Origin of the sequence: Gordonia sp. Z-3 (genome assembly GCF_036233855.1) — a bacterium.
In the GTDB taxonomy this organism is placed as follows: Bacteria; Actinomycetota; Actinomycetes; order Mycobacteriales; family Mycobacteriaceae; genus Gordonia; species Gordonia tangerina.
This window is the reverse complement of record NZ_JAZARS010000022.1, coordinates 31,925-50,865: the sequence shown is the minus strand read 5'-3', so window position 1 is coordinate 50,865 and position 18,941 is coordinate 31,925. Positions and strand designations below refer to the sequence as shown.

Genomic DNA, 18,941 nt, shown 5'->3' with positions numbered 1-18,941 from the left:
CTGATGACCGATCGGTGCCCTCCCCGGCGGCAAGTGTACGAAGGATCCACCCGTCCCCGCCAGGGTCGCGGCCCGGGTGTCGGCCGAAACCCGACAACTCTTGCGTCGCGCTCAGCCTTCGAGGTACTCCAGCACGTGCTGTCCGACGACATCCGGGGCGTCGAGCTGAAGGAAATGTCCGGCGCCGTGGATCTGCGTCACGACACTTCCCGCGGGCAGTACCTCCGCCAATCCCTTGACGAAACCGCTGTGCATGCATCCGTCGGCCGCACCGTGCAGGTACATCATCGGGCTGATGGGCAGCCGCAGCCATGCCGTGGAATCGTCGGCGTATCGCGGCGCGACCCGGGCGCGCAGCGGCGCGCGGTAATAGCCGAGAGCCGCCGTGCGATGTGCGGTCGACGGCAGGGCGGCCAACGCATTGTCGACGTCCGCCGCGTCGGGGGCCGGGCCCCATCGCCGCCACAGCATCGGGATCATCCGCCCCAGCACCCGCTCGGGCAGCACCGGGATCTGGTTGAACCCGATGTACCAGCTCTTGGCGAGTTGGCCGGGCAGCAGCCGGAGCCGTGCGCCGACGGAGCGTTCCCGAATCGCCGCGATCGGCGGCACCGCCAGCGCGATCAGTCGGCGGAACGGGTGGTCGGCGCGCGCGGCGATCGCATGCACCGTCATCGCACCCCAGTCATGCCCGATCAGCACCGCGCGGTCATCACCGTCGAGCGCTCGGTGCAGTTCGAGTGCATCGTAGGCCAGTGCGGCGACGTGGTAGTCGCCGTCGGCCGGGACCTCCGACGGCGAGTAGCCGCGAGTGAACGGGGCCACCACGCGGTAGCCGACCTCGGCCAGTGCCGGCCCGAGATGTCGCCACGTCCAGGCCGAGTCGGGGAAGCCGTGCAGGCAGATCGCCAACGGGGCCGACGGGTCTCCCCAGGTGAGCGCGTGCAGACGGAGGTGGCCGAGATCCACGTCGAGCCGGTCGGGCGCGGTCATGCTCGCCGACGTTACGCCCCCGACGTGGCGCGGCGGAGCGCAACGGTGCTCCCTGGCGCCGCCCCGGCGGGCGTCGTCAGGACACCAGTGTCGCGACGTCGCTGATCGCGTCGCCGGCCCCGCAGTCGCTGATCTCACCGTCGATGAGGCCGAAGCATCGGGTCCGGCCAACGGGATCGGTGTGCGGGTGGTCGGTGCGGGTGTGACATCCCCGCGACTCGGTGCGCGCAGTCGCCGCCGCGACCACCACCCGCGCGGCCAGGGTCAACGCCGCATCCTCGACATCGGCGACGGTGCGCACCGGCCGGGCTGTCGCGCCGGCGAGGTCGGCGGCGACCGCGGCCAGACCGGCAGCGTCGCGGCGCAATCCCACCGACCGTGTCATCCGATCCTGGAGTTCACGCCGCGGCATCGTCGCAGCGAGGGCAGTACACGGAGTCGGGTCGACCTCCACGACCGGTCGATCCCGGCGGGCGACGGCCACGGCGGCGGCGCGCCGCCCCAGCACGAGTCCCTCGAGAAGACTGTTGGAGGCGAGCCGGTTGGCGCCGTGCAGTCCGGTCCGGGCCACCTCACCAGCGGCCAGCAGTCCCGGGACCGCGGTGCGGCCGTCGACATCGGTCAGCACTCCCCCACACAGGTAGTGCGCGCCGGGCACCACCGGGATCCGGCCGCTGGACAAATCGAGCCCGGCGCCGACGACGCCGGCGGTCACGGTCGGGAACCGACGATCGAAGTCGGACACGCCACGGATGTCCAGGTACACCGACGGCGCACCGGTCGCGGCCAACCGGGTTTCGATGGCGTTGGCGACGACATCGCGGGGCGCCAGATCGCCGCGCGGGTGCACGCCGTCGGTGACCGATCGTCCGTCGGCGTCGACGAGTCGTCCCCCCTCACCCCGCACCGCCTCGCTGATCAGCGTGCGCCGACCGCGTACGCCGTCGACGTAGAGCATCGTCGGGTGGAACTGGATGAACTCCATGTCCGCGACCACCGCCCCGGCCCGCAGCGCCAGCGCGATGCCGTCGGCGGTGGCGCCGGCCGGGTTGGTGGTCGCCGCGTACAGGTGGCCGCTGCCGCCGGTGGCAAGCAGCACGGTCGGCGCGTGGACGACCCGGTCGCGCTCGTGCGTGTGGAACGCCACGCCGGATACCTGGCCACCGGCGCGCAGGATGTCGGTGGCGATCGAGTGATCCAGACAGACGATGGGCGAGCTCGACGCAGCGGCGCGCAGCCGATGACTCAGCGTGGACTGCACCGCGGCACCGGTGGCGTCTCCGCCGGCGTGGATGATGCGACGCACCGAGTGCCCACCTTCGCGGGTGCGCGCCAGCTCACCGTCGGCGGAACGGTCGAACTCGGCACCCCAACCGATCAGCCCGGAGACCGCGCCGGGACCGTCGGTGAGGATCGGTCGCGACGTGACCGGGTCGGTGAGGCCAGCACCGGCCGAGATCGTGTCGGCCAGGTGCAGGTCCACGGAATCGTCGGTCGCCTCCGGGTTCACCACGGCGATGCCGCCCTGGGCATAGAACGTCGCCGTCGACTGCTCGGCCCGGCCGGCCGGCCAGGCCGCGCCCTTGGTGAGGACGACGACCCGCAACCCCGCCTCCACCGCGGTCAGCGCGGCCGTCAGCCCGGCCACCCCGGCCCCGACCACCACGAGGTCGGCGCGCATCTCGTCGCGTTCGGTCGTTTGCATGTCGCACCTCTTCGGCCACGTTTTCGATCCCCAGTCGAAAACTGTACGCCTGTCGATGCGATGAGAACATGGCTCACTGTCCGGCGCCCTCAGCCCGCGAGCAGATTCCACACCGGCCCGGCCGCCACGCCGAGCAGCAGTGATGCGGCCGCCGCGACGACCGCCGTCGCGGCCGCCCATGGTTCGGCCCGGGGCACATCGTCGGAGCGACCGGGCGCAGTGCGCCCGAAGATCGGGGCCAACCAGCGCAGATAGAAGAACAGACTCAGCACGGTGGCGATCACCAGCGCGACCGCGAGCCACACCCATCCGCCGTCCCAGGCAGCGGTGGCGACGGTCAGTTTGCCGACGAACACCGCGGTCGGCGGGGTGCCGACCAAACCCAGCAGCGCCACCACGAGACTCCCCGCGAGGATCGGCGAGGTGGCCGCGAGACCGCGGTATTCGCCCAACGTCCGCAGATCGGGTCGCGCCGCCGACACCGCGAACGCACCGACGTTGGTGACGGTGTAGCCGACGAGATAGAACAGCAGCGCGGGTAGCGCGAACTCGCTGTCGCCGATCACCACGACCGGCACCAGCAGGAACCCCACCTGCGCGACCGTCGACCAGCCGAGCAGTCGTCGCGGGTCGTCCTGCCAGTATGCGGCCAGCGTGGCCAGGCCCATGCCGGCGACCGCGAACACGGCGAGCACCGCTGCCCACGCCACGGTGTCGGGCACGATCTGGGCCAGGCGATAGAGGGCGACCAGTGCACCGACCTTGGGCACCGTCGTCACGAAGGTGGCGACGGTGGCATGCGATCCCTGCGCGGCGTCGGGCACCCAGAAGTGGGCGGGCACGCCGCCGGCCTTGAACAGCAGCCCCGCGGTGGCCCCGAGCAGACCCGCGGCGACCACGGCTGCAGGCGCGTCGGGCAGGCGGCGGGTCAGTTCCGGGTAATCGGTCACCGCGGTGACGCCGTACAGCAGGGTGATACCGGCGAGCAGCACGATCCCGAACAAGGCACCGAGCAGGTAGGTCTTCATCGCCGCCTCCGCGCTCGCACCATCACGACGCAGACCGATCAGCCCGTACAGCGGGATACCGGCGAGCAGGAAACCGGGCGCGAGGACCAGCAGATCCTGCGCCCCGGCCACGACGAGGGTGCCGGTTGTCGCGAACAGGATCAGCGCGTAGGTCTCGCTCTCCCGGTCCGATCCGGCGATCTCACCGCCCGCGATGGCGAGCACGGCGAGGGCCCCGACGCCGGCCGCGATGCGTACCACCCCGGTGGCGGTGTCGACTACGACGGCACCATCGAACGCCGTGGTCGTGGCGCCGGCCGACGCGACCGCGGCTGCGATCACGGCGCCCACCAGCACGACCGCCGCGAGGAGGCGTGTCCACCATTGACGGGCCCGCGGCACGAAGGAGCCGCAGATCAGCACCGCCAGACCGCCGGCGAAGATCAAGATCTCCGGCAGCATGACCATCGGGCGCATCATGTCGTCCACCGACTACCGCCCGACCAGGTCGACGAGGGTGGTGGCGGCCGGTTCGATGACGTCGAGCAGCGGACGTGGCATCACCCCGATGACGATCGACAGTGCGATCAGCACCCCGACTGCCGCGGTTTCGGTGACGCGCAGGTCCGCGAATCCCGGCGACCGGCCTGCGACCGGCCCGGTGAAGATGCGTTGCAACGCCCACAGGAACAGCCCCGCAACGAGCAGGATGCCCACCAGGGCGACGGCGGTCACCGGAACCGCGGCGATGCTGCCAGTGAAGATCTGGAACTCGGCGATGAAACCGGAGAAGGCGGGCAGGCCCAGCGAGGCGAAGGCACCCAGCGCGAACAGCGTCGCCAACCTCGGCGCCGACGACGCCAGCCCACCGTAGCCGTCGAGGTCATAACTGCCGGCGCGGGCGAAGAACACTCCGGCGAGCAGGAACAGCGCACCGGTGATCAGGCCGTGGCTGACCATCTGGGTGACCGCGCCGGTCACCGCCACCGAGCGGGCATCGGCGGTGTCGGCCGCGACCACACCCGCGGCGCCGACGGCCACCAGCACGTAGCCCATGTGGTTGACCGAGGTGTAGGCGATCATGCGTTTGAGGTCGGTTTGTGCGAGCGCGACGAGCGCGCCGTAGATCACCGACACCACGCCGACCACGATGACGACGGGCGCCCAGTCCTGCCAGGAGCTCGGCAGCATCGGCATCGCCACCCGCACGAAACCGTAGGTACCCATCTTCAGCAGCACCGCGGCCAACACCGCCGAACCGATGGCCGGGGCGTCGGTGTGAGCGGGCGGCAGCCAGGTGTGGAACGGCACGGCGGGCGTCTTGATGGCCAGCCCCAGCAGAATCGCGGCCAGGATGAGGCCACCGGTGAGCGTCCCGTCGGCCGACGGCGGCTGCGCCGCGAGTTCCACCATGTCGAAGGTGTGCGGGTCGGCGACCACGTAGAGCCCGATGAACCCGAGTAGCAGGACCAGCGACCCGACGAAGGTGTACAGGAAGAACTTGAGCGCAGACCGTCGGGCATCGCCGTGCCCCCAACCGGCGATGACGAAATACATTGCGACGATCGACAGATCGAAGAAGACGAAGAACAGGATGAGGTCGGCGGCGACGAACAAGCCCAGACTGACGCTCTGCAGGAACAGGAACAGCGCCACCTGCGCGCGCGGCCGGTCGTCGGTGTCGCGCAGCGCATAGATCGCGCAGGCCAGGAAGATCACCGCCGTCATCGCGATCACCGGCAGCGACAGGCCGTCGACGCCGACGTGATAGCTGCTGTCCACTCCGGGAATCCAGGGAACCTGCGCGTCGAGGGCCAGCTCGCCTCCGGCCGGGCGATCGTAGATCCACCAGGCCCACCCGACCAGCGCGAGGTCGACGGTGGTGACCGCGACCCACAGCCATCGGATCGCTTGGCCCGTCCATCCGGGAACCAGCAGAACCGCCGCGGCCGCCAACGGCACGAAGACGATCAGACTGAGGACTATCTGGCTGGGCACGATCACCTCACGAACACGAGTACGACGACGGCAAGGACCAGGACGATCACGATCTGCAAGTAGTACTGGTGGAGTTGGCCGGTCTGGGGGCGGCGGGCGAGCACGCCGAGCCGCCCCGCGAGTCTGGCAGCCCCCTCCACCGCGCCGTCGACGCCGTCGGAGTCGATGCGGGCGGTGCGGCGGGCGAACCGGGTGGTGGCGGCCGCGGTGGATTCGACAGCGGCGTCGAGCCGTTTGTCGGCGCGGGCAAGAGCAGTCGCCAGCCGCAGCGCCGGCCTGACGACAACCGCACGAACACCGCGTTCCAGGACCAACCAGTCTGCAGCCCAGGGAAGTTCACGGGACCACAACGTTTCGGACACCCCACGCCACCACACCAGAGCGACGACGATGGCGGCGAGTACCGCCGACACGGCCAGCTCGATCGCCGTGGACGTGGCGACCGACCCGTCGTCGAGCGCGTCGGCCAGGGCGGTACCCGCCGGCGGCAGCGCGAGCACACCGGCGACGGCCGCTCCGATCGCGAGTACGAACACCGGGGCCACCGCACCGCGGGGCGGTGACACCTCGAACGAGGCCGACACGCGCCGGATACCCGGTCGGGCCACCACCGCAACGATTTTCGCCGCGTAGACGGCCGACAGCACCGACGCCAGGAGGCCGACCCCGTAGAGCCACGGCGAGTGGTCGAGTGCCGCGGCGAGAACGGTGTCCTTGGTGGCCCACAACGACAGTGGCGCGACGCCCGCCAGTGCGAGTGTCGCGACGACGGCGGCGGCGCCGAGCACGCGCCACCGAAGCGCCACGCCGCCGAGCCTGCCGAGATCCTTGGTACCGAGCGTGGTCAGCCACGCACCAGCGGCGAGAAACAATGCGGCCTTGGTGAACGCGTGCGCGACGAGCTGCGCGGAGCCGCCCGCGACCGCGCCGAGACCACCGGCCGCGACCACGAAACCCAACTGCGCGGAGGTGGACGCCGCCAGCAGCTGCTTGAGATCTCGCTGCGCCACCGCGACCACACCGAGGACCACCGCGGTCGCCATGCCGATCCATGCGGCGGTGGGCCCGGCCCAGCCGGTCACGTCGAGCAGCGGCGCGGTCCGCAGCAGCAGGTACCCACCCATCGCCACCATGGCCGCCGAATGCAGCAGCGCGCTGACCGGGCTGGGGCCTTCCATCGCCCGGGACAGCCAGAACGAGAACGGCAGTTGGGCCGCCTTGCCGAGCGCGGCCACCAGAACCCCGGCTGCGATCACGTGCCGCCATCCGTCGCTCGCCGCGGGCAGGTCTGCCAGCGCCATGCCCGCGCCCCCGGCGAGCGCCGCTCCGGCAGCGAGGTACAGCCCGAGGTCGGCGGTCCGCGTGGTGACGAACGCGACCGATCCGGCCGACATCGCGTCGGGGCGCTGCCAATGAAAGCCGATCAGCGCATACGACATCGCGCCCATCAGTTCCCACGCGAGCAGCAAGGTGGGCACCGTCGCAGCACTCGCGGTGACCATCACCGACGCGACGAACAGCAGCATGAGCCCGTGAAATCGGGCCGGAGTTGTGGTGATGTCGGCGGCAGCGAAGATGACGACCAGCAGCGCGACGATGGCGACCACCGGGATCACCAAGGCGGACAGGTCATCGACCGTCAGCGCGAAGTCGGCGCCGGCGATGAACGGGACTGACACGGTGGGACGTTCGATTGCCACCACCACCGCCAGCGCCGACACCACTGCGGTGACGGACATCCCGGTGGCGGCGGCGAAACGATCGGCACGCGGGGCCAGCGCGAGGATGCCGCCGGCCACCGTGGGCACCAGGAACAGCGACCACATCGCGGTCGCGACAAGGGTGTTCATCGGCGGCTCACTCGGCGAGTTCGTCGGCCATGTCGGTCATGTCGGCTCGTCGCTGTCGGTGCAGGAGGGTGGCCACCGCGAATCCCATGGCCATCTCCACGGTCATCGCGGCGATGATGACAAGTAGCAACACCTGCCCCGACGGGTCCGGGGCGAGGAACCACCACATCGCCCCGGCGGCCAAAATGACGCCGTTGATCATGAGTTCGAGGCCCATCATCACCATCACCACCACCTGTTGGGACAGTGCGCCGTACAGGCCGACGCAGAACAGCGCGGCGGCCACGAGGAGCACGGTCTGCAGGGTCATCGGCCCACTCCTCCCGGCTGCGGATCGCGGCCCGGTCGGGTCTTCAGGTCGTCGCCGAATCGGTCGTAGCGAGTGCGCTGCACCGCGAGCACGATGCCGGCGACCATGGTCGCGACCATCACCGGGCTGATGACGATCATCGCGAGCATCTTCGGTCCCATGAGTTCCTCGCCGAGGGCGCGAGTGACATCGACCGACGGCGTACCGCGCCGGCTCGGCCAGTCGGCCATCAGGATTCCCGCGGCGAGCAACATGAAGGTCCCGATCGACGCCGCGAGCGCCCACCGTTTGTCGTGCACCATGCTCATGGGCATGAGTGCCGGGTTCATCCCCATGAACATCACCATGTAGACAGCCATTACCGCCATCTCCATGACCATCATCAGGATGGTCATGACGCCGACGTAGTTCTGCTGCAACAACAGCAATGCCACTCCGACGGCGACGAACGAGATGGCCAGCGCGTAGGTGGCCCGCGCCATCGAGTCCACCCAGAACACCGCGGCCCCGGCGGCCACCGTGATGACCGCGCACACCCAGAAGATGATCTCTGTCAGCATGTTCAGCCCTTCCCGGCCGCGATGACGGCAACCACTAGGTCTTGGATCAGAACCAGCGGGAGCGCGATCACCCAGCCGATCTCCATGAACTTGTCCGGGCGCAGGATCGGCAGTCGGCGGCGCAGCCACACCAGTGCGGTGAGCACGATCGTCGTCTTCACCAGCACCCACAGCCAGTCGGGCAACAGTGGTCCGGCACCACCACCGAGGAACATGGGGACGGCGAAAGCGGCGCCCGCCGCGAGCAGCGCCAAGCGCCCACCCTGGAAGAGCAGACGGTCCACCCCGGACAGTTCGGCGGTCACTCCGCCGGCGAGGTCGCGGCCGGCGGCCGCGGCGAACGGACCCCACACCGAGAACGCCGTCACGGTAAGGCAGTAGACCAAAAACGCCACCGGCATCCACACGACATACCAAAGTCCCTGTTGTGCCGCCACGACATCGGTGACGCGGAGGCTCTCTGCGGCGATCGCGGGAGCAACCAGCGCGAACATCAGTGGCAGTTCGTAGCCCAGACCGTGTGCGAGGAAACGGTACCCGCCCACCAGTCCGTACGCCGAGTTGGCACCCCAGCCAGTGAGCCACACCAACGCCCAGATCATCACGTCCATTGCGTTGAACCACACGATGCCGACGTCGAGGTCGAACAAGGTCCACGAGCCGAGCGGTACGACGGTGATCATCAACAGAGCGGCGACGAGCATCCCGTATGCACCTGCACGCCAGAGCAATTCGTCAGCCTTCACGGGTACTCGGCGTCGTTGCCGAAGCAGCCGGGCGGTCTCGTGCACAGGACTGGCCGCCGCGCTCAGATGAGCGCCGCGCGGAGCCGCGAGCACTCTATCGACCCCGGCGGCGTACAGCGCGAACACCCCGAGGATCGCCGCGGCGGCCGGCGCCCAGATCGCGGGCACGGTGGCGATGGTCGACTCACCCATGCTGTTCTCCCGGCGCGGGAATGACCATCTGCGCGACATCGATACCCAGACTGGCGATGACCAGCCGCGTGGCCGCGAGATCGAGCCCGACGATCAGTTCCGGTATCAGTAACTCCCCGCAGCGCCAGTGCAGGGGCGTCACGAAGGGTCCCCCCTCCTCACCATCGGCTCCCCCAATCACACTGAGCCGCGCCAGCATTCGGTCGTGCACGTCGCCGGTCAGTGCCGGAAGGTACTCGTCGACACCGAGTTCCTCAGCCCGATCATGATCCAGCACACCGAGACCACGCAGCGACCACCGCAGGGGCGACGACCGCCGAATCCGCCGATACAGCGGCCCAAGTTCTGCCCGCGCCCGCTCCAGCTCATCGTCGACGAGCAGTGCGCGCACCGCACGCGCCTGCGCTGCAACGTTTTCCGCGCCGGCTAGAGCCAACACATCGACGACAACCGAACAGTGGTTCACCGCTTCGACAGTTGAGTCGGCCCCGGACGCAACGAGCGCTTCTGCGTCGAGCACATCCACCTGCGCATCGACCACGACGTCACCCTGCAGCGTGCATTGGACGACGAGCCCGGCCGGCCAGTGAGTCATTATCGGCCCCAGCGGCAGATGCAGGACGTCCATCTCGAGGCCGTCGCGATCGTCGGCACCCTCAGCGAGTGGAATCCCGGCCGGTGCCATCGACCCGTGGTCCATGCCGCCGTGGTCCATGCCGCCGTGGTCCATGCCGCCGTGGTCCATCTGACCGTGGTCCATCTGGGCATGCTCATCGGCGTCGTCACGCTGCCGATCGATGTCGGACAGCTCCACGACCGCCTGGTCGAAGGCGGGATCCACCTGGCTGCGTTCGTCCACCTGGATGCGCACTCTCGGGCCCGGAAGCTGTTGCCAGACTTGCTCGATCGCCTCGGTGAGCCGTGGACCGGACGTTCCCACGACGGCGAGGACGTCGGCGTCGGCCGGCGACTCCGCAACCACCCATCCACGCTCCCGCACCTTGGCGTCGACCACGACCTCGAGGATGCGATTCCCTGCAGCCGCCACAACGAGCACATGGACGCGGCGTACAGCCAGCCGAGCCAGCAGCGACTTCACGCCCATCGCAGCACGCCTTCTCGCCACGCCCAGGCGACGACCACGAACAGTGCCGCGAGGAAGACAAACATCTCGATGACCGCCGACATCCCGAGATCGGCGACAACCACTGCCCATGGGTACATGAACAACATCTCAACGTCGAAGGCCAAGAACAGCAGCGTCACCGGATACCAGCGTGCGTGATAGCGCGAGAGGGCGTGCTCGGCAGGCGCCCAACCCGACTGGAAGGGCATTACCGTCAGCGATGAGCGCGCCACCGCGGTGAGGCGGTGCAGCGCGAGAACCGCAACTATGACCCCGAGGGCCACCGTGAGCATCGCTCCCACCCCGGCGTAGATGACGCACCTCCTCCGGTCGCCGTACCGCACGATCACTGCCGTCACCGCGTTCCAGGCGAGTTGCCCGATGAGGTCCGCCTCAAACACCGCCCACTCTGTCTATACCCCTATGGGGTATTAGTCAACAGTCGCTGATGCCGCAATCGCTCTGGCCGCCAGAACGGCTGGCGATACCCTGGCGTCGAGCCAGTCAAGTCGTAACGAGGAACCCCGCGACCGCATCGGACCAGGAACGCAGAGCGTCCGGCGTCGACGCCACGCGCAGTTCGGCATTCGGTAGCGCTTCGGCGAGCAGTTCGCCGCTACTGACCGGGTGCGCCGGGTCTCCCGTCCAGGCCAGGATGAGCGTTGGCTGGGTGAGTGCACCGAACTCATCGGCCGGTGGAAGGTCGGTGATGGCCGAACCGCGCAGTACCCAAGGATAGATCGACGAGCGCACCGCAACCCGACCGACGTAGCGCTCGGTTTCGGCCAGCGCGGGAGACGCGGGAACATTCGGGGCCGCTCGCAAATACGCAGCCAACCCGCGACGTTCGATCGCATCGGCATCCGACACACGCAGGGGCGTCAAGGCACGCCGGGAATCCCAGATCGTCGGCGCCGTCGTGAGGACGAGCCGGTCGAATCGTTCGGGCGCAGCGAGGGCCGCGCAGAGGATCGTCGCAGTTCCCATGGAGGCGCCGATGGCGTGCACACGTTCGCCGGGCGCGGCGATGTCGAGCAGCGCGAGGAGATCGGCTGCGAGTTCCGGCCAGGTGTACTCGTCCGCGGTCCGCCCACCACTCGAGCGACCGTGCCCCCGAGCGTCATACCGAATCAGCCGATGCGTTGAACTCACTGCACGCCAATCGAATTGACCCGACGACTCCGGGCCGTAGGAGCATGAGCTCATTCCATGCGCCCACACCGCCGCCGGTCCACGACCCGTCTGGTTCCAGGCGAGTCGGGCACCGCGGATGTCGGCGAAGCGGAACGGCGGGGTCACCGCGGAGAAGGCTAGAGCGTCGCCGTGTCGATGACGAACCGGTACCGCACGTCGCTGGCGACGACGCGGTCGTACGCCTCGTTGATCTTGTCGGCGCCGATCACCTCGATCTCGGAGCCGATGCCGTGCTCGGCGCAGAAGTCCAGCATCTCCTGGGTTTCCGCGATGCCGCCGATCATCGAGCCAGCAAAGCTGCGGCGATTCGCCGCGACCGCGAATGCCGGCACCTCGATCGGATGCTCGGGCAGCCCGAGTTCGACGAGTGTTCCGTTGAGGGCGAGCATGCCGAGGTACTTCTGCATCGGCAGATTCGCCGACACGGTGTTGATGATCAGGTCGAACTCGTTGCGCAGGTTCGTGAACGTATCCGGGTCGCTGGTCGCATAGTAGTGATCGGCACCCAGCCGCAGTCCGTCTTCCATCTTCTTGAGTGACTGCGAGAGCACGGTCACCTCGGCGCCCATCGCGTGGGCGATCTTGACACCCATGTGCCCCAATCCGCCGAGTCCGACAATCGCGACCTTCTTACCGGGGCCGGCGTTCCAATGCCGCAGCGGCGAATACAGGGTGATCCCGGCGCAGAGCAGCGGCGCGGCCTCGTCGAGACCGATACCCTCCGGGATACCGCACACGTAGTTCTCGTCTACCACGATGGCCGTGCTGTAACCACCGTGGGTGGGCTCGCCGTCACGGTCGACTGCGTTGTAGGTGCCGGTCATGCCGCGTTCGCAGTACTGCTCGTCACCGGCCTTGCACGGTTCGCATTCGCGGCAGGAGTCGACAAAGCAGCCGACCCCCACCCGGTCACCAACCGAGTACCGGGTGACCTCGGAGCCGACCGCCGCGACGATGCCGGCGATCTCATGGCCGGGCACCACCGGGAAGGCGGTACGCCCCCACTCCCCGCGGGCGGTGTGGATGTCGGAGTGACAGATTCCCGCGTACGCGATGTCAATGACCACGTCATGTGGCTTCGGATCGCGACGCTCGATGGTGGCCGGCTCCAGCGGAGCGTCGGCGGCGGTGGCGATGTAGGCGTTGACGGTGGTGGGCATGGATGCTCCCTGTTGTTCGACGGCAGGTTCGCGGGAGGCGAGTCGACCTCGTCGATCCTGCTGCGGACCTCCCCGCACTCGTTCCAGTGTTCCGCAGAACCAGCGCCGAGTGTGCCCATGAGCGAGTTCGTCACATCAAGGAATTTTTATGTGCGCATATGCGCACTTATGCCTACTATCGAAGCGTGGTCGCTCTGTTCCGCATCCCGGTGTTCCGGCGGTTGTTCGCCGCCCAGGTCGTCTCGCTGCTCGGGACCGGATTGATGACCGTGGCTCTGGGGCTGTTGGCGTTCGACCTGGCGGGCGCCGACGCCGGAGCAGTACTCGGCACCGCGCTGGCGATCAAGATGATCGCCTACGTCGTGATGGCGCCGATCATGCGCACCGTGTGCAGTCGCTTCTCGGCGCGCTCGGTGCTGGTGGGCGCCGACGTCGTGCGAGTGGCGATGGCGGCGGCACTGCCCTTCCTCGGCGAGGTGTGGCAGGTGTATCTGCTGGTCTTCGCACTGCAATCGGCGTCGGCGACCTTCACGCCCACATTCGCCTCTGTGATCCCGACGGTAGTGACCGATCGCGACACCTATACCCGCGCGATATCTGCATCGCGGATCGCCTACGACCTCGAATCTGTGGTCAGCCCGATGATCGCCGCCACGCTACTCGGCCTCATGAGCTACTCGTATCTTTTCGTCGGCACCGCACTCGGCTTTGCCGGTTCGGCCATGTTGGTGATGACGTCCGGGTTGCACGGATCGCACTGCCGACCCGGCACGGTGCGCTCGATGAGCAGCCTCTGGGGCAACACCACCGCAGGACTACGGATCATGCTGCAGCGCCCGATCTTTCGCGGCGTCTTGTGGGCCAACGTAGCCACCGCCGCAGCCACCGCGGTGGTGGTCGTCGGTTCGGTGGTCTATGTCCGCGCAACTCTGGGTCTCGGCGATTCGATGCTCGCGGTCGCGCTCGCGGTCTTCGGTGCCGGGTCGATAGCGGCGGCCGTCGCGTTGCGGCGCCTGCTGCGAGTCCTCGGTGGCGTCCGACGAGTCGTCGGACACGCCGCGATGCTGTGTGCAGCCGCGCTCGCCGGCGTTGCCGCGATGGCCGCGACCCGCCCGACGCCGGCGGCGCTGCTGATTCTGTGGTTCGTCCTCGGCGCCGGGGCGTCGCTGATCGCCATGGCCACCACCCAGTTGATGCGCGATCACACCCACGACGACGACCGCGACGTTGTCTTCACCGCGCAGTTCTCCGCCTCGCACGCCGCGTTCCTGGTCACTTATCCGCTCGCCGGCTGGGGTCCCGCCGTGGTCGGCCCATGGGTGATGCCCCTGGCAATGGCTGCGCTCGCGGCGACCGGCGGTCTCGTCGCCCGACGCACCTGGACACGTCCGGCATCGACGCGACCGGTGCGCGCGCACCGGTCGCCTACGATGACATCCGAGGCACTGACCGGCTGAGTTCGTCGAGCCGGCCACGCCGATCCCGCGAGGAGGTCCGGCCGATGACCGACGAGACCGCGTTGCCGCGCGACTCCCGCAGCCTGCATCACTCCGTCGATCCCGACCCCGCGCTACTCGCCGCCGCGACCTCGGTGTTCGCGATGCTCGCCGAACCGACACGACTGCACATCGTGTCCCTGCTCGCCGACGGCGAAACCGACGTCAGCTCACTGACCGAGGCCACCGGCGCATCCCGGACCGCGGTGAGCCAGCACCTCGCAAAACTGCGCTTCACCGGTCTGGTGGACACCCGCAAAGACGGCCGCCGCGTCATCTATCGCATCCGCGACGGCCATCTCCGCCGGTTGGTCGCCGAAGCGCTCAACTTCGCCGATCATCAGGTGACCGGCGAGCCCACCCATTCGTGAGCTCGCCGGGCGCCGCGCAACCACCGCCCGTCCTGGCCCCGGCAGGAACGCGCCGACTCTCCGAGTCAGGCATAGCTAACTTGCAAGTTCGGCTACCCGAAACTACGGTATGCGCATGTCACGGGTCCAGCGCGGTGCGTTCGTCGCGGCTGTCGTGCTGCTCGTCACAGCGCTCGGTGGATGCGGCTCCGTCGGCGTGCACAGCGATCGACCCAAGGTGCTCACCACCTTCACCGTGCTCGCCGACATCGCCCGTAACGTCGGCGGATCGCATGCCGAGGCGGTGTCGCTGACCAAACTCGGCGCGGAGATCCACGGGTACGAGCCCACTCCCGGCGATCTACACAAGGCGATGGACGCATCGCTGGTGGTGGTCAACGGGCTGCATCTGGATGACTGGTTCGAGCGGTTCCTGGCCGACATGGGTGTTCCGCGCATCGTCGCCAGTGACGGGATCGAGCCGATGCACATCAGTGAGATCCCTGGTGCGACAGCCGACGATGCGGACCGACCCAACCCGCACGCCTGGATGTCACCGAGCGCGGCCAAGGTGTACGCCGCCAACATCGCGGCCGGCCTCGCGCGGGTGGACCCCGACCACGCCGAGGACTATCGCCGCAACGCCGCACAGTACGGGCGTCAGTTGGACGCCGAGCAGCAGCGCCTGATCGATGCGGTCGCCACGCTCCCGGATAACGAACGGGCGTTGGTGTCGTGCGAAGGTGCATTCAGCTACCTGGCCCGCGACACCGGACTCACCGAGCACTACATCTGGCCGGTGAACTCCGAACAGGAGGCCACTCCCCAACAGATGCGCCGGACCGTGGAATTCGTCCGCGCTCGCGACGTGCCGGCGGTGTTCTGCGAATCCACCGTCAACGACGCACCGATGCGGCAGGTGCAGGCCGACACCGGCGCGCGCTACGGCGGAACCCTCTACGTCGATTCGCTGTCCGAGGCCGACGGACCGGTTCCCACCTACCTCGACCTGCTGCGCCACGACATCTCCACCATCGTCGCCGGACTCACCGGAAAGGACCTCGACCGTGCCGAACCCTGATACCGCACAACAGGTTCCAGCTCTCGACATTTCCGGACTCACCGTGCGATACGGCCCGGTGACCGCGCTCGACGATGTGTCCATGACGGTCCGCCCCGGCCGCATCTGCGGCATGATCGGCATGAACGGATCCGGCAAATCAACGCTGTTCAAGTCGATCATGGGGTTGGTGCGGCCCACCTCGGGGCGGGTGACGATCGCCGGGCACAGCACCTCGCGCGCCCGCGCTCGCGGGTTGGTCTCCTACGTCCCCCAGGCCGAGGACGTGGACTGGCAGTTCCCCATCTCCGTCCGCGAAGTGGCGATGACCGGTCGCTACGGACGACAAAACCTCTTCCGGCGCATCACCGCTCGCGACAACGAGGCCGTCGACGCCGCGCTCGCCCAGGTCGGACTCACCGACCTGGCCGACCGACAGATCGGGCGACTGTCCGGTGGTCAACGCAAACGCACCTTCGTCGCACGCGGTATCGCGCAGGGAGCCGAGATCCTGCTGCTCGACGAACCGTTCGCCGGCGTCGACAAACGTTCGGAGGCAACGATCATCGACTTGCTCACCGACCTCGCATCGCATGGCCGCACCGTGCTGATCTCGACGCATGACCTGTCCACGCTGCCCTCCTTCGCCGACGAGGCGGTTTTGCTGATGCAACGAGTCCTGGTACACGACACCCCGCAGGAGGCACTGCGGCCGGAGAACCTGGCGCTGGCCTTCGGCGTCGACGTCACCGAACGCCGTGCGCCGCGCACCGACGCGGAGGTCGGCTGATGATCGAGTTCCTCATCGAGCCCTGGACGTTGTCGTTCATGCGGGACGCGTTCTTCGCCAGCGCCGTCGCGGCGGCCGTGTGCGCCCTGATCAGTTGTTGGATCGTGCTGATCGGCTGGTCTCTGATGGGCGATGCGGTGTCGCATGCGGTGCTACCCGGGGTCGTGTTGTCCTACATCGTCGGGGTGCCGTTCGCGATCGGTGCGGTGACCTTCGGGTTCCTGGCCGTCGCACTGATCGGCACCATCCGCGACACCAGTCGGGTCAAGGAGGACGCGGCGATCGGCATCGTGTTCACCACCTTGTTCGCCCTCGGCCTCGTGCTGGTCTCGGCCACCCCCAGCCAGACCGACCTCGGACACATCCTGTTCGGCAACGTGCTGGGCGTCAGCGGGTCCGCGCTGTGGCAGCTGGTGATCCTCGGCGCCGTGGTCACCGCGGTGCTGGTGGCCAAACGCCGCGACCTGACCCTGTTCGCCTTCGACCCGGTGCACGCGCATGCCATCGGGTTGTCGCGCCGGTGGCTGGGCGCCCTGCTCCTGGGGCTGCTGGCCTTGACCTGCGTCGTCGCCCTACAGATCGTCGGCGTCATCCTGGTCGTGGCGATGTTGATCATCCCCGGCGCCGCCGCGCATCTGTTGACCGACAAGTTCGGACACATGCTGCTGCTGGCCCCCGCGCTGGCCGTCGGGGCCACCGTGATGGGCGTCTACGTCAGCTACGGCGCCGACGTCTCGCCCGGCGGCATGGTGGTGGTCACCCAGGGTGTGATGTTCACCGCGATCTACCTCTTCGCACCCCGCAACGGCCTCGTGACCAGCTGGTACGGCCGACGCCGAACGGCAATCGCGACGGTCTGATCGGCTCGTCACCTGGGATCCACCGGTCGTGATCGTTACACTTGCCGATGGTGACAATGCAGAACTCCGCTGACGACGGCCGCAATGCTCCCGGTCCCGAGCTCCGCGCGCAGCTGCCCACGGTGTCGCCGCTGACCGAGATCACCCGGTTCGGCGCGGCGACGGCACATGCCGCGGCGGGAGTCGGGCGTTTCGTGTTCCACAGTGCACAGGGCCTGCTGCACGGCAGAACACCGACTGCTGCCCTCGTCGCTCATGAGATCCGAACCATCTTCGAACATCTCGGCCCCACCTACGTGAAGCTCGGCCAGCTCATCGCGTCCAGCCCGGGTGTGTTCACCGAGACCCTCGCTACCGAGTTCGAGTCACTGCTCGATCGGGTGCCGCCGGCCGACCCGGCTGCCATCCGCGAGCTGTTCATCGCCGAACTCGGCCGACCTCCCGAAGAGGTGTTCGCCGCTTTCGACGTTCACCCGATCGCGTCGGCGTCGATCGCCCAGGTCCATACCGCCACCCTGCACTCCGGTGAGGAAGTGGTGGTCAAGATCCAGCGGCCGGGGATCACCGAACGCCTCGCCCCCGACATTGCACTGCTCGAACGGTTCGCGGGGCTCGCCGAGATCTCCGAGTACGGCCGCATGCTCAGCGCCCGACACGTCGTCGAGGACTTCGCCGACGGCCTCGACGACGAACTCGACTTCCGCAACGAGGCGACCACGATGCGCGAATGGTACGAGTGCCTGCGCGAGGGGCCGTTCGGCGCTCGGGTACGGGTGCCGCAGGTGTACGACGAATTCACCACCTCCCGGGTGCTCACGATGGAACGCATCTACGCCATCCGGATCGACGACGCCGACGCCGTGCGCGCCGCCGGCCACGACGGGGTGGCGTTGTGCCGCAACCTGCTGCTCTCGTTGCTGGAGTCGGCCTTTCACGGCGGCCTGTTCCACGGCGATCTGCACGCCGGCAATGTGCTCGTCGACGCCGAAGGCACGTTGGTGTTGTTGGACTTCGGCATCGTCGGGCGCTTCTCCAAGCGCACCCGGCGCATCCTGCGGCAGCTCGTCGTCGACCTGATCGTGCGGGGTGACTACGAGGCCGCAGGTCGCGCCATCTTCCTGCTCGGCGCCGTCCACAAGCCAGGCTCGACTGCGCAGGGGGCCGAGGACATCAAGAAAGTCGCCATGCCGCTGGGCGCCACCGACCTGGCCTCGATGTCCTACACCGACCTGGGCCGGCAGCTGGCCGCTGTCGCCAAGGCCCACGATGCCCGGCTGCCCCGGGAGCTGGTCTTGGTGGGCAAGCAGCTGCTCTACGTCGAGAAGTACATGAAGCTCCTGGCCCCGCGGTGGAAGGCAATGGCCGACAAAGAAATCTACGGATACATGGCGGGGATCATGAAGGAGGCCGAGCGGGACCGGCGCGACGATCGGGCCGCATCCGGCTGACCTCCGACAGTTGTCGACCACGCGCCGATAGGGTGGGACGTTGAGTCCTGCCGTGTGGCGGGCCGTGTGGTTTCTGGGCGTGGAGCCTGTGAGTTC

At 68.4% G+C, this 18,941-nt stretch carries 18 protein-coding genes; 6 read left to right on the top strand and 12 right to left on the bottom strand.

Going from position 1 to position 18,941, the window contains the following annotated elements; translation table 11 throughout:
• Positions 1 to 111: 111 nt before the first annotated feature.
• From VX037_RS21305 to VX037_RS21250, 12 genes are all read right to left on the bottom strand, one after another.
• Positions 112 to 993, bottom strand: a complete 882-nt coding sequence (locus tag VX037_RS21305) for an alpha/beta fold hydrolase (RefSeq protein WP_266060700.1) — start codon at positions 991 to 993, stop codon at positions 112 to 114.
• A gap of 76 nt (positions 994 to 1,069) precedes the next feature.
• Entirely contained in the window at positions 1,070 to 2,698 is a 1,629-nt protein-coding gene (gene nadB, locus VX037_RS21300; protein ID WP_328715815.1) for an L-aspartate oxidase, read from the bottom strand.
• Positions 2,699 to 2,787: 89 nt separating this feature from the next.
• Positions 2,788 to 4,182, bottom strand: coding sequence for an NADH-quinone oxidoreductase subunit N (locus VX037_RS21295; RefSeq protein WP_287015192.1), 1,395 nt, complete (start codon positions 4,180 to 4,182; stop codon positions 2,788 to 2,790).
• A gap of 15 nt (positions 4,183 to 4,197) precedes the next feature.
• The gene (locus tag VX037_RS21290) at positions 4,198 to 5,703 is read right to left on the bottom strand and encodes a complex I subunit 4 family protein (protein ID WP_287015131.1); all 1,506 of its coding nucleotides are present in this window, start codon (positions 5,701 to 5,703) and stop codon (positions 4,198 to 4,200) included.
• A 2-nt stretch (positions 5,704 to 5,705) separates the two neighbouring features.
• Positions 5,706 to 7,553 carry a proton-conducting transporter transmembrane domain-containing protein gene (locus VX037_RS21285; protein ID WP_287015130.1) on the bottom strand — a complete coding sequence of 616 codons (1,848 nt, stop codon included), beginning with the start codon at positions 7,551 to 7,553 and terminating at the stop codon, positions 5,706 to 5,708.
• 7 nt (positions 7,554 to 7,560) lie between these two features.
• Entirely contained in the window at positions 7,561 to 7,863 is a 303-nt protein-coding gene (locus VX037_RS21280) for an NADH-quinone oxidoreductase subunit NuoK (RefSeq protein ID WP_266060692.1), read from the bottom strand.
• Entirely contained in the window at positions 7,860 to 8,423 is a 564-nt protein-coding gene (locus VX037_RS21275; protein WP_266060690.1) for an NADH-quinone oxidoreductase subunit J family protein, read from the bottom strand. Before VX037_RS21275 ends, VX037_RS21280 begins: the two co-directional genes overlap by 4 nt.
• Positions 8,424 to 8,425: 2 nt before the next feature.
• Positions 8,426 to 9,361 carry a complex I subunit 1 family protein gene (locus VX037_RS21270; protein ID WP_235722902.1) on the bottom strand — a complete coding sequence of 312 codons (936 nt, stop codon included), beginning with the start codon at positions 9,359 to 9,361 and terminating at the stop codon, positions 8,426 to 8,428.
• The gene (locus VX037_RS21265) at positions 9,354 to 10,466 is read right to left on the bottom strand and encodes a hypothetical protein (protein ID WP_287015129.1); all 1,113 of its coding nucleotides are present in this window, start codon (positions 10,464 to 10,466) and stop codon (positions 9,354 to 9,356) included. The genes VX037_RS21270 and VX037_RS21265 overlap by 8 nt, the downstream gene beginning before the upstream one ends.
• Positions 10,457 to 10,801, bottom strand: coding sequence for an NADH-quinone oxidoreductase subunit A (locus VX037_RS21260; RefSeq protein ID WP_235723042.1), 345 nt, complete (start codon positions 10,799 to 10,801; stop codon positions 10,457 to 10,459). The genes VX037_RS21265 and VX037_RS21260 overlap by 10 nt, the downstream gene beginning before the upstream one ends.
• A gap of 190 nt (positions 10,802 to 10,991) precedes the next feature.
• A complete protein-coding gene (locus tag VX037_RS21255) occupies positions 10,992 to 11,786 on the bottom strand; it encodes an alpha/beta fold hydrolase (protein WP_287015128.1) in 795 nt (264 codons plus the stop codon).
• Between the two features lie 11 nt (positions 11,787 to 11,797).
• On the bottom strand, positions 11,798 to 12,841 hold the full coding sequence (locus VX037_RS21250) for an NAD(P)-dependent alcohol dehydrogenase (RefSeq protein ID WP_287015127.1): 1,044 nt from the start codon (positions 12,839 to 12,841) through the stop codon (positions 11,798 to 11,800).
• Positions 12,842 to 13,026: 185 nt separating this feature from the next.
• Here VX037_RS21250 and VX037_RS21245 point away from each other — a divergent pair, with 185 nt between their 5' ends.
• The 6 genes from VX037_RS21245 (at position 13,027) to VX037_RS21220 (ending at position 18,845) form a co-directional block, all read left to right on the top strand.
• On the top strand, positions 13,027 to 14,298 hold the full coding sequence (locus VX037_RS21245; RefSeq protein WP_287015126.1) for an MFS transporter: 1,272 nt from the start codon (positions 13,027 to 13,029) through the stop codon (positions 14,296 to 14,298).
• A gap of 44 nt (positions 14,299 to 14,342) precedes the next feature.
• Positions 14,343 to 14,708, top strand: a complete 366-nt coding sequence (locus tag VX037_RS21240) for an ArsR/SmtB family transcription factor (protein ID WP_235722907.1) — start codon at positions 14,343 to 14,345, stop codon at positions 14,706 to 14,708.
• A 115-nt stretch (positions 14,709 to 14,823) separates the two neighbouring features.
• The gene (locus VX037_RS21235; RefSeq protein WP_287015125.1) at positions 14,824 to 15,768 is read left to right on the top strand and encodes a metal ABC transporter substrate-binding protein; all 945 of its coding nucleotides are present in this window, start codon (positions 14,824 to 14,826) and stop codon (positions 15,766 to 15,768) included.
• Positions 15,755 to 16,537 (top strand): metal ABC transporter ATP-binding protein, encoded by a 783-nt coding sequence (locus tag VX037_RS21230; protein ID WP_287015124.1) that lies wholly within the window; start codon positions 15,755 to 15,757, stop codon positions 16,535 to 16,537. The genes VX037_RS21235 and VX037_RS21230 overlap by 14 nt, the downstream gene beginning before the upstream one ends.
• 38 nt (positions 16,538 to 16,575) lie before the next feature.
• A complete protein-coding gene (locus VX037_RS21225; RefSeq protein ID WP_442903730.1) occupies positions 16,576 to 17,397 on the top strand; it encodes a metal ABC transporter permease in 822 nt (273 codons plus the stop codon).
• Between the two features lie 56 nt (positions 17,398 to 17,453).
• A complete protein-coding gene (locus tag VX037_RS21220; RefSeq protein WP_277614963.1) occupies positions 17,454 to 18,845 on the top strand; it encodes an ABC1 kinase family protein in 1,392 nt (463 codons plus the stop codon).
• Positions 18,846 to 18,941 lie beyond the last annotated feature (96 nt).

Bases quoted from the DNA above. Each gene is read 5' to 3' on its own strand.
- VX037_RS21305 (WP_266060700.1), bottom strand. From the start codon at position 993: ATGACCGCGCCCGACCGGCTCGACGTGGATCTCGGCCACCTCCGTCTG.
- nadB (WP_328715815.1), bottom strand. From the start codon at position 2,698: ATGCAAACGACCGAACGCGACGAGATGCGCGCCGACCTCGTGGTGGTC.
- VX037_RS21295 (WP_287015192.1), bottom strand. From the start codon at position 4,182: ATGCGCCCGATGGTCATGCTGCCGGAGATCTTGATCTTCGCCGGCGGT.
- VX037_RS21285 (WP_287015130.1), bottom strand. From the start codon at position 7,553: ATGAACACCCTTGTCGCGACCGCGATGTGGTCGCTGTTCCTGGTGCCC.
- VX037_RS21280 (WP_266060692.1), bottom strand. From the start codon at position 7,863: ATGACCCTGCAGACCGTGCTCCTCGTGGCCGCCGCGCTGTTCTGCGTC.
- VX037_RS21275 (WP_266060690.1), bottom strand. From the start codon at position 8,423: ATGCTGACAGAGATCATCTTCTGGGTGTGCGCGGTCATCACGGTGGCC.
- VX037_RS21270 (WP_235722902.1), bottom strand. From the start codon at position 9,361: ATGGGTGAGTCGACCATCGCCACCGTGCCCGCGATCTGGGCGCCGGCC.
- VX037_RS21265 (WP_287015129.1), bottom strand. From the start codon at position 10,466: ATGGGCGTGAAGTCGCTGCTGGCTCGGCTGGCTGTACGCCGCGTCCAT.
- VX037_RS21250 (WP_287015127.1), bottom strand. From the start codon at position 12,841: ATGCCCACCACCGTCAACGCCTACATCGCCACCGCCGCCGACGCTCCG.
- VX037_RS21240 (WP_235722907.1), top strand. From the start codon at position 14,343: ATGACCGACGAGACCGCGTTGCCGCGCGACTCCCGCAGCCTGCATCAC.
- VX037_RS21235 (WP_287015125.1), top strand. From the start codon at position 14,824: ATGTCACGGGTCCAGCGCGGTGCGTTCGTCGCGGCTGTCGTGCTGCTC.
- VX037_RS21225 (WP_442903730.1), top strand. From the start codon at position 16,576: ATGCGGGACGCGTTCTTCGCCAGCGCCGTCGCGGCGGCCGTGTGCGCC.
- VX037_RS21220 (WP_277614963.1), top strand. From the start codon at position 17,454: ATGCAGAACTCCGCTGACGACGGCCGCAATGCTCCCGGTCCCGAGCTC.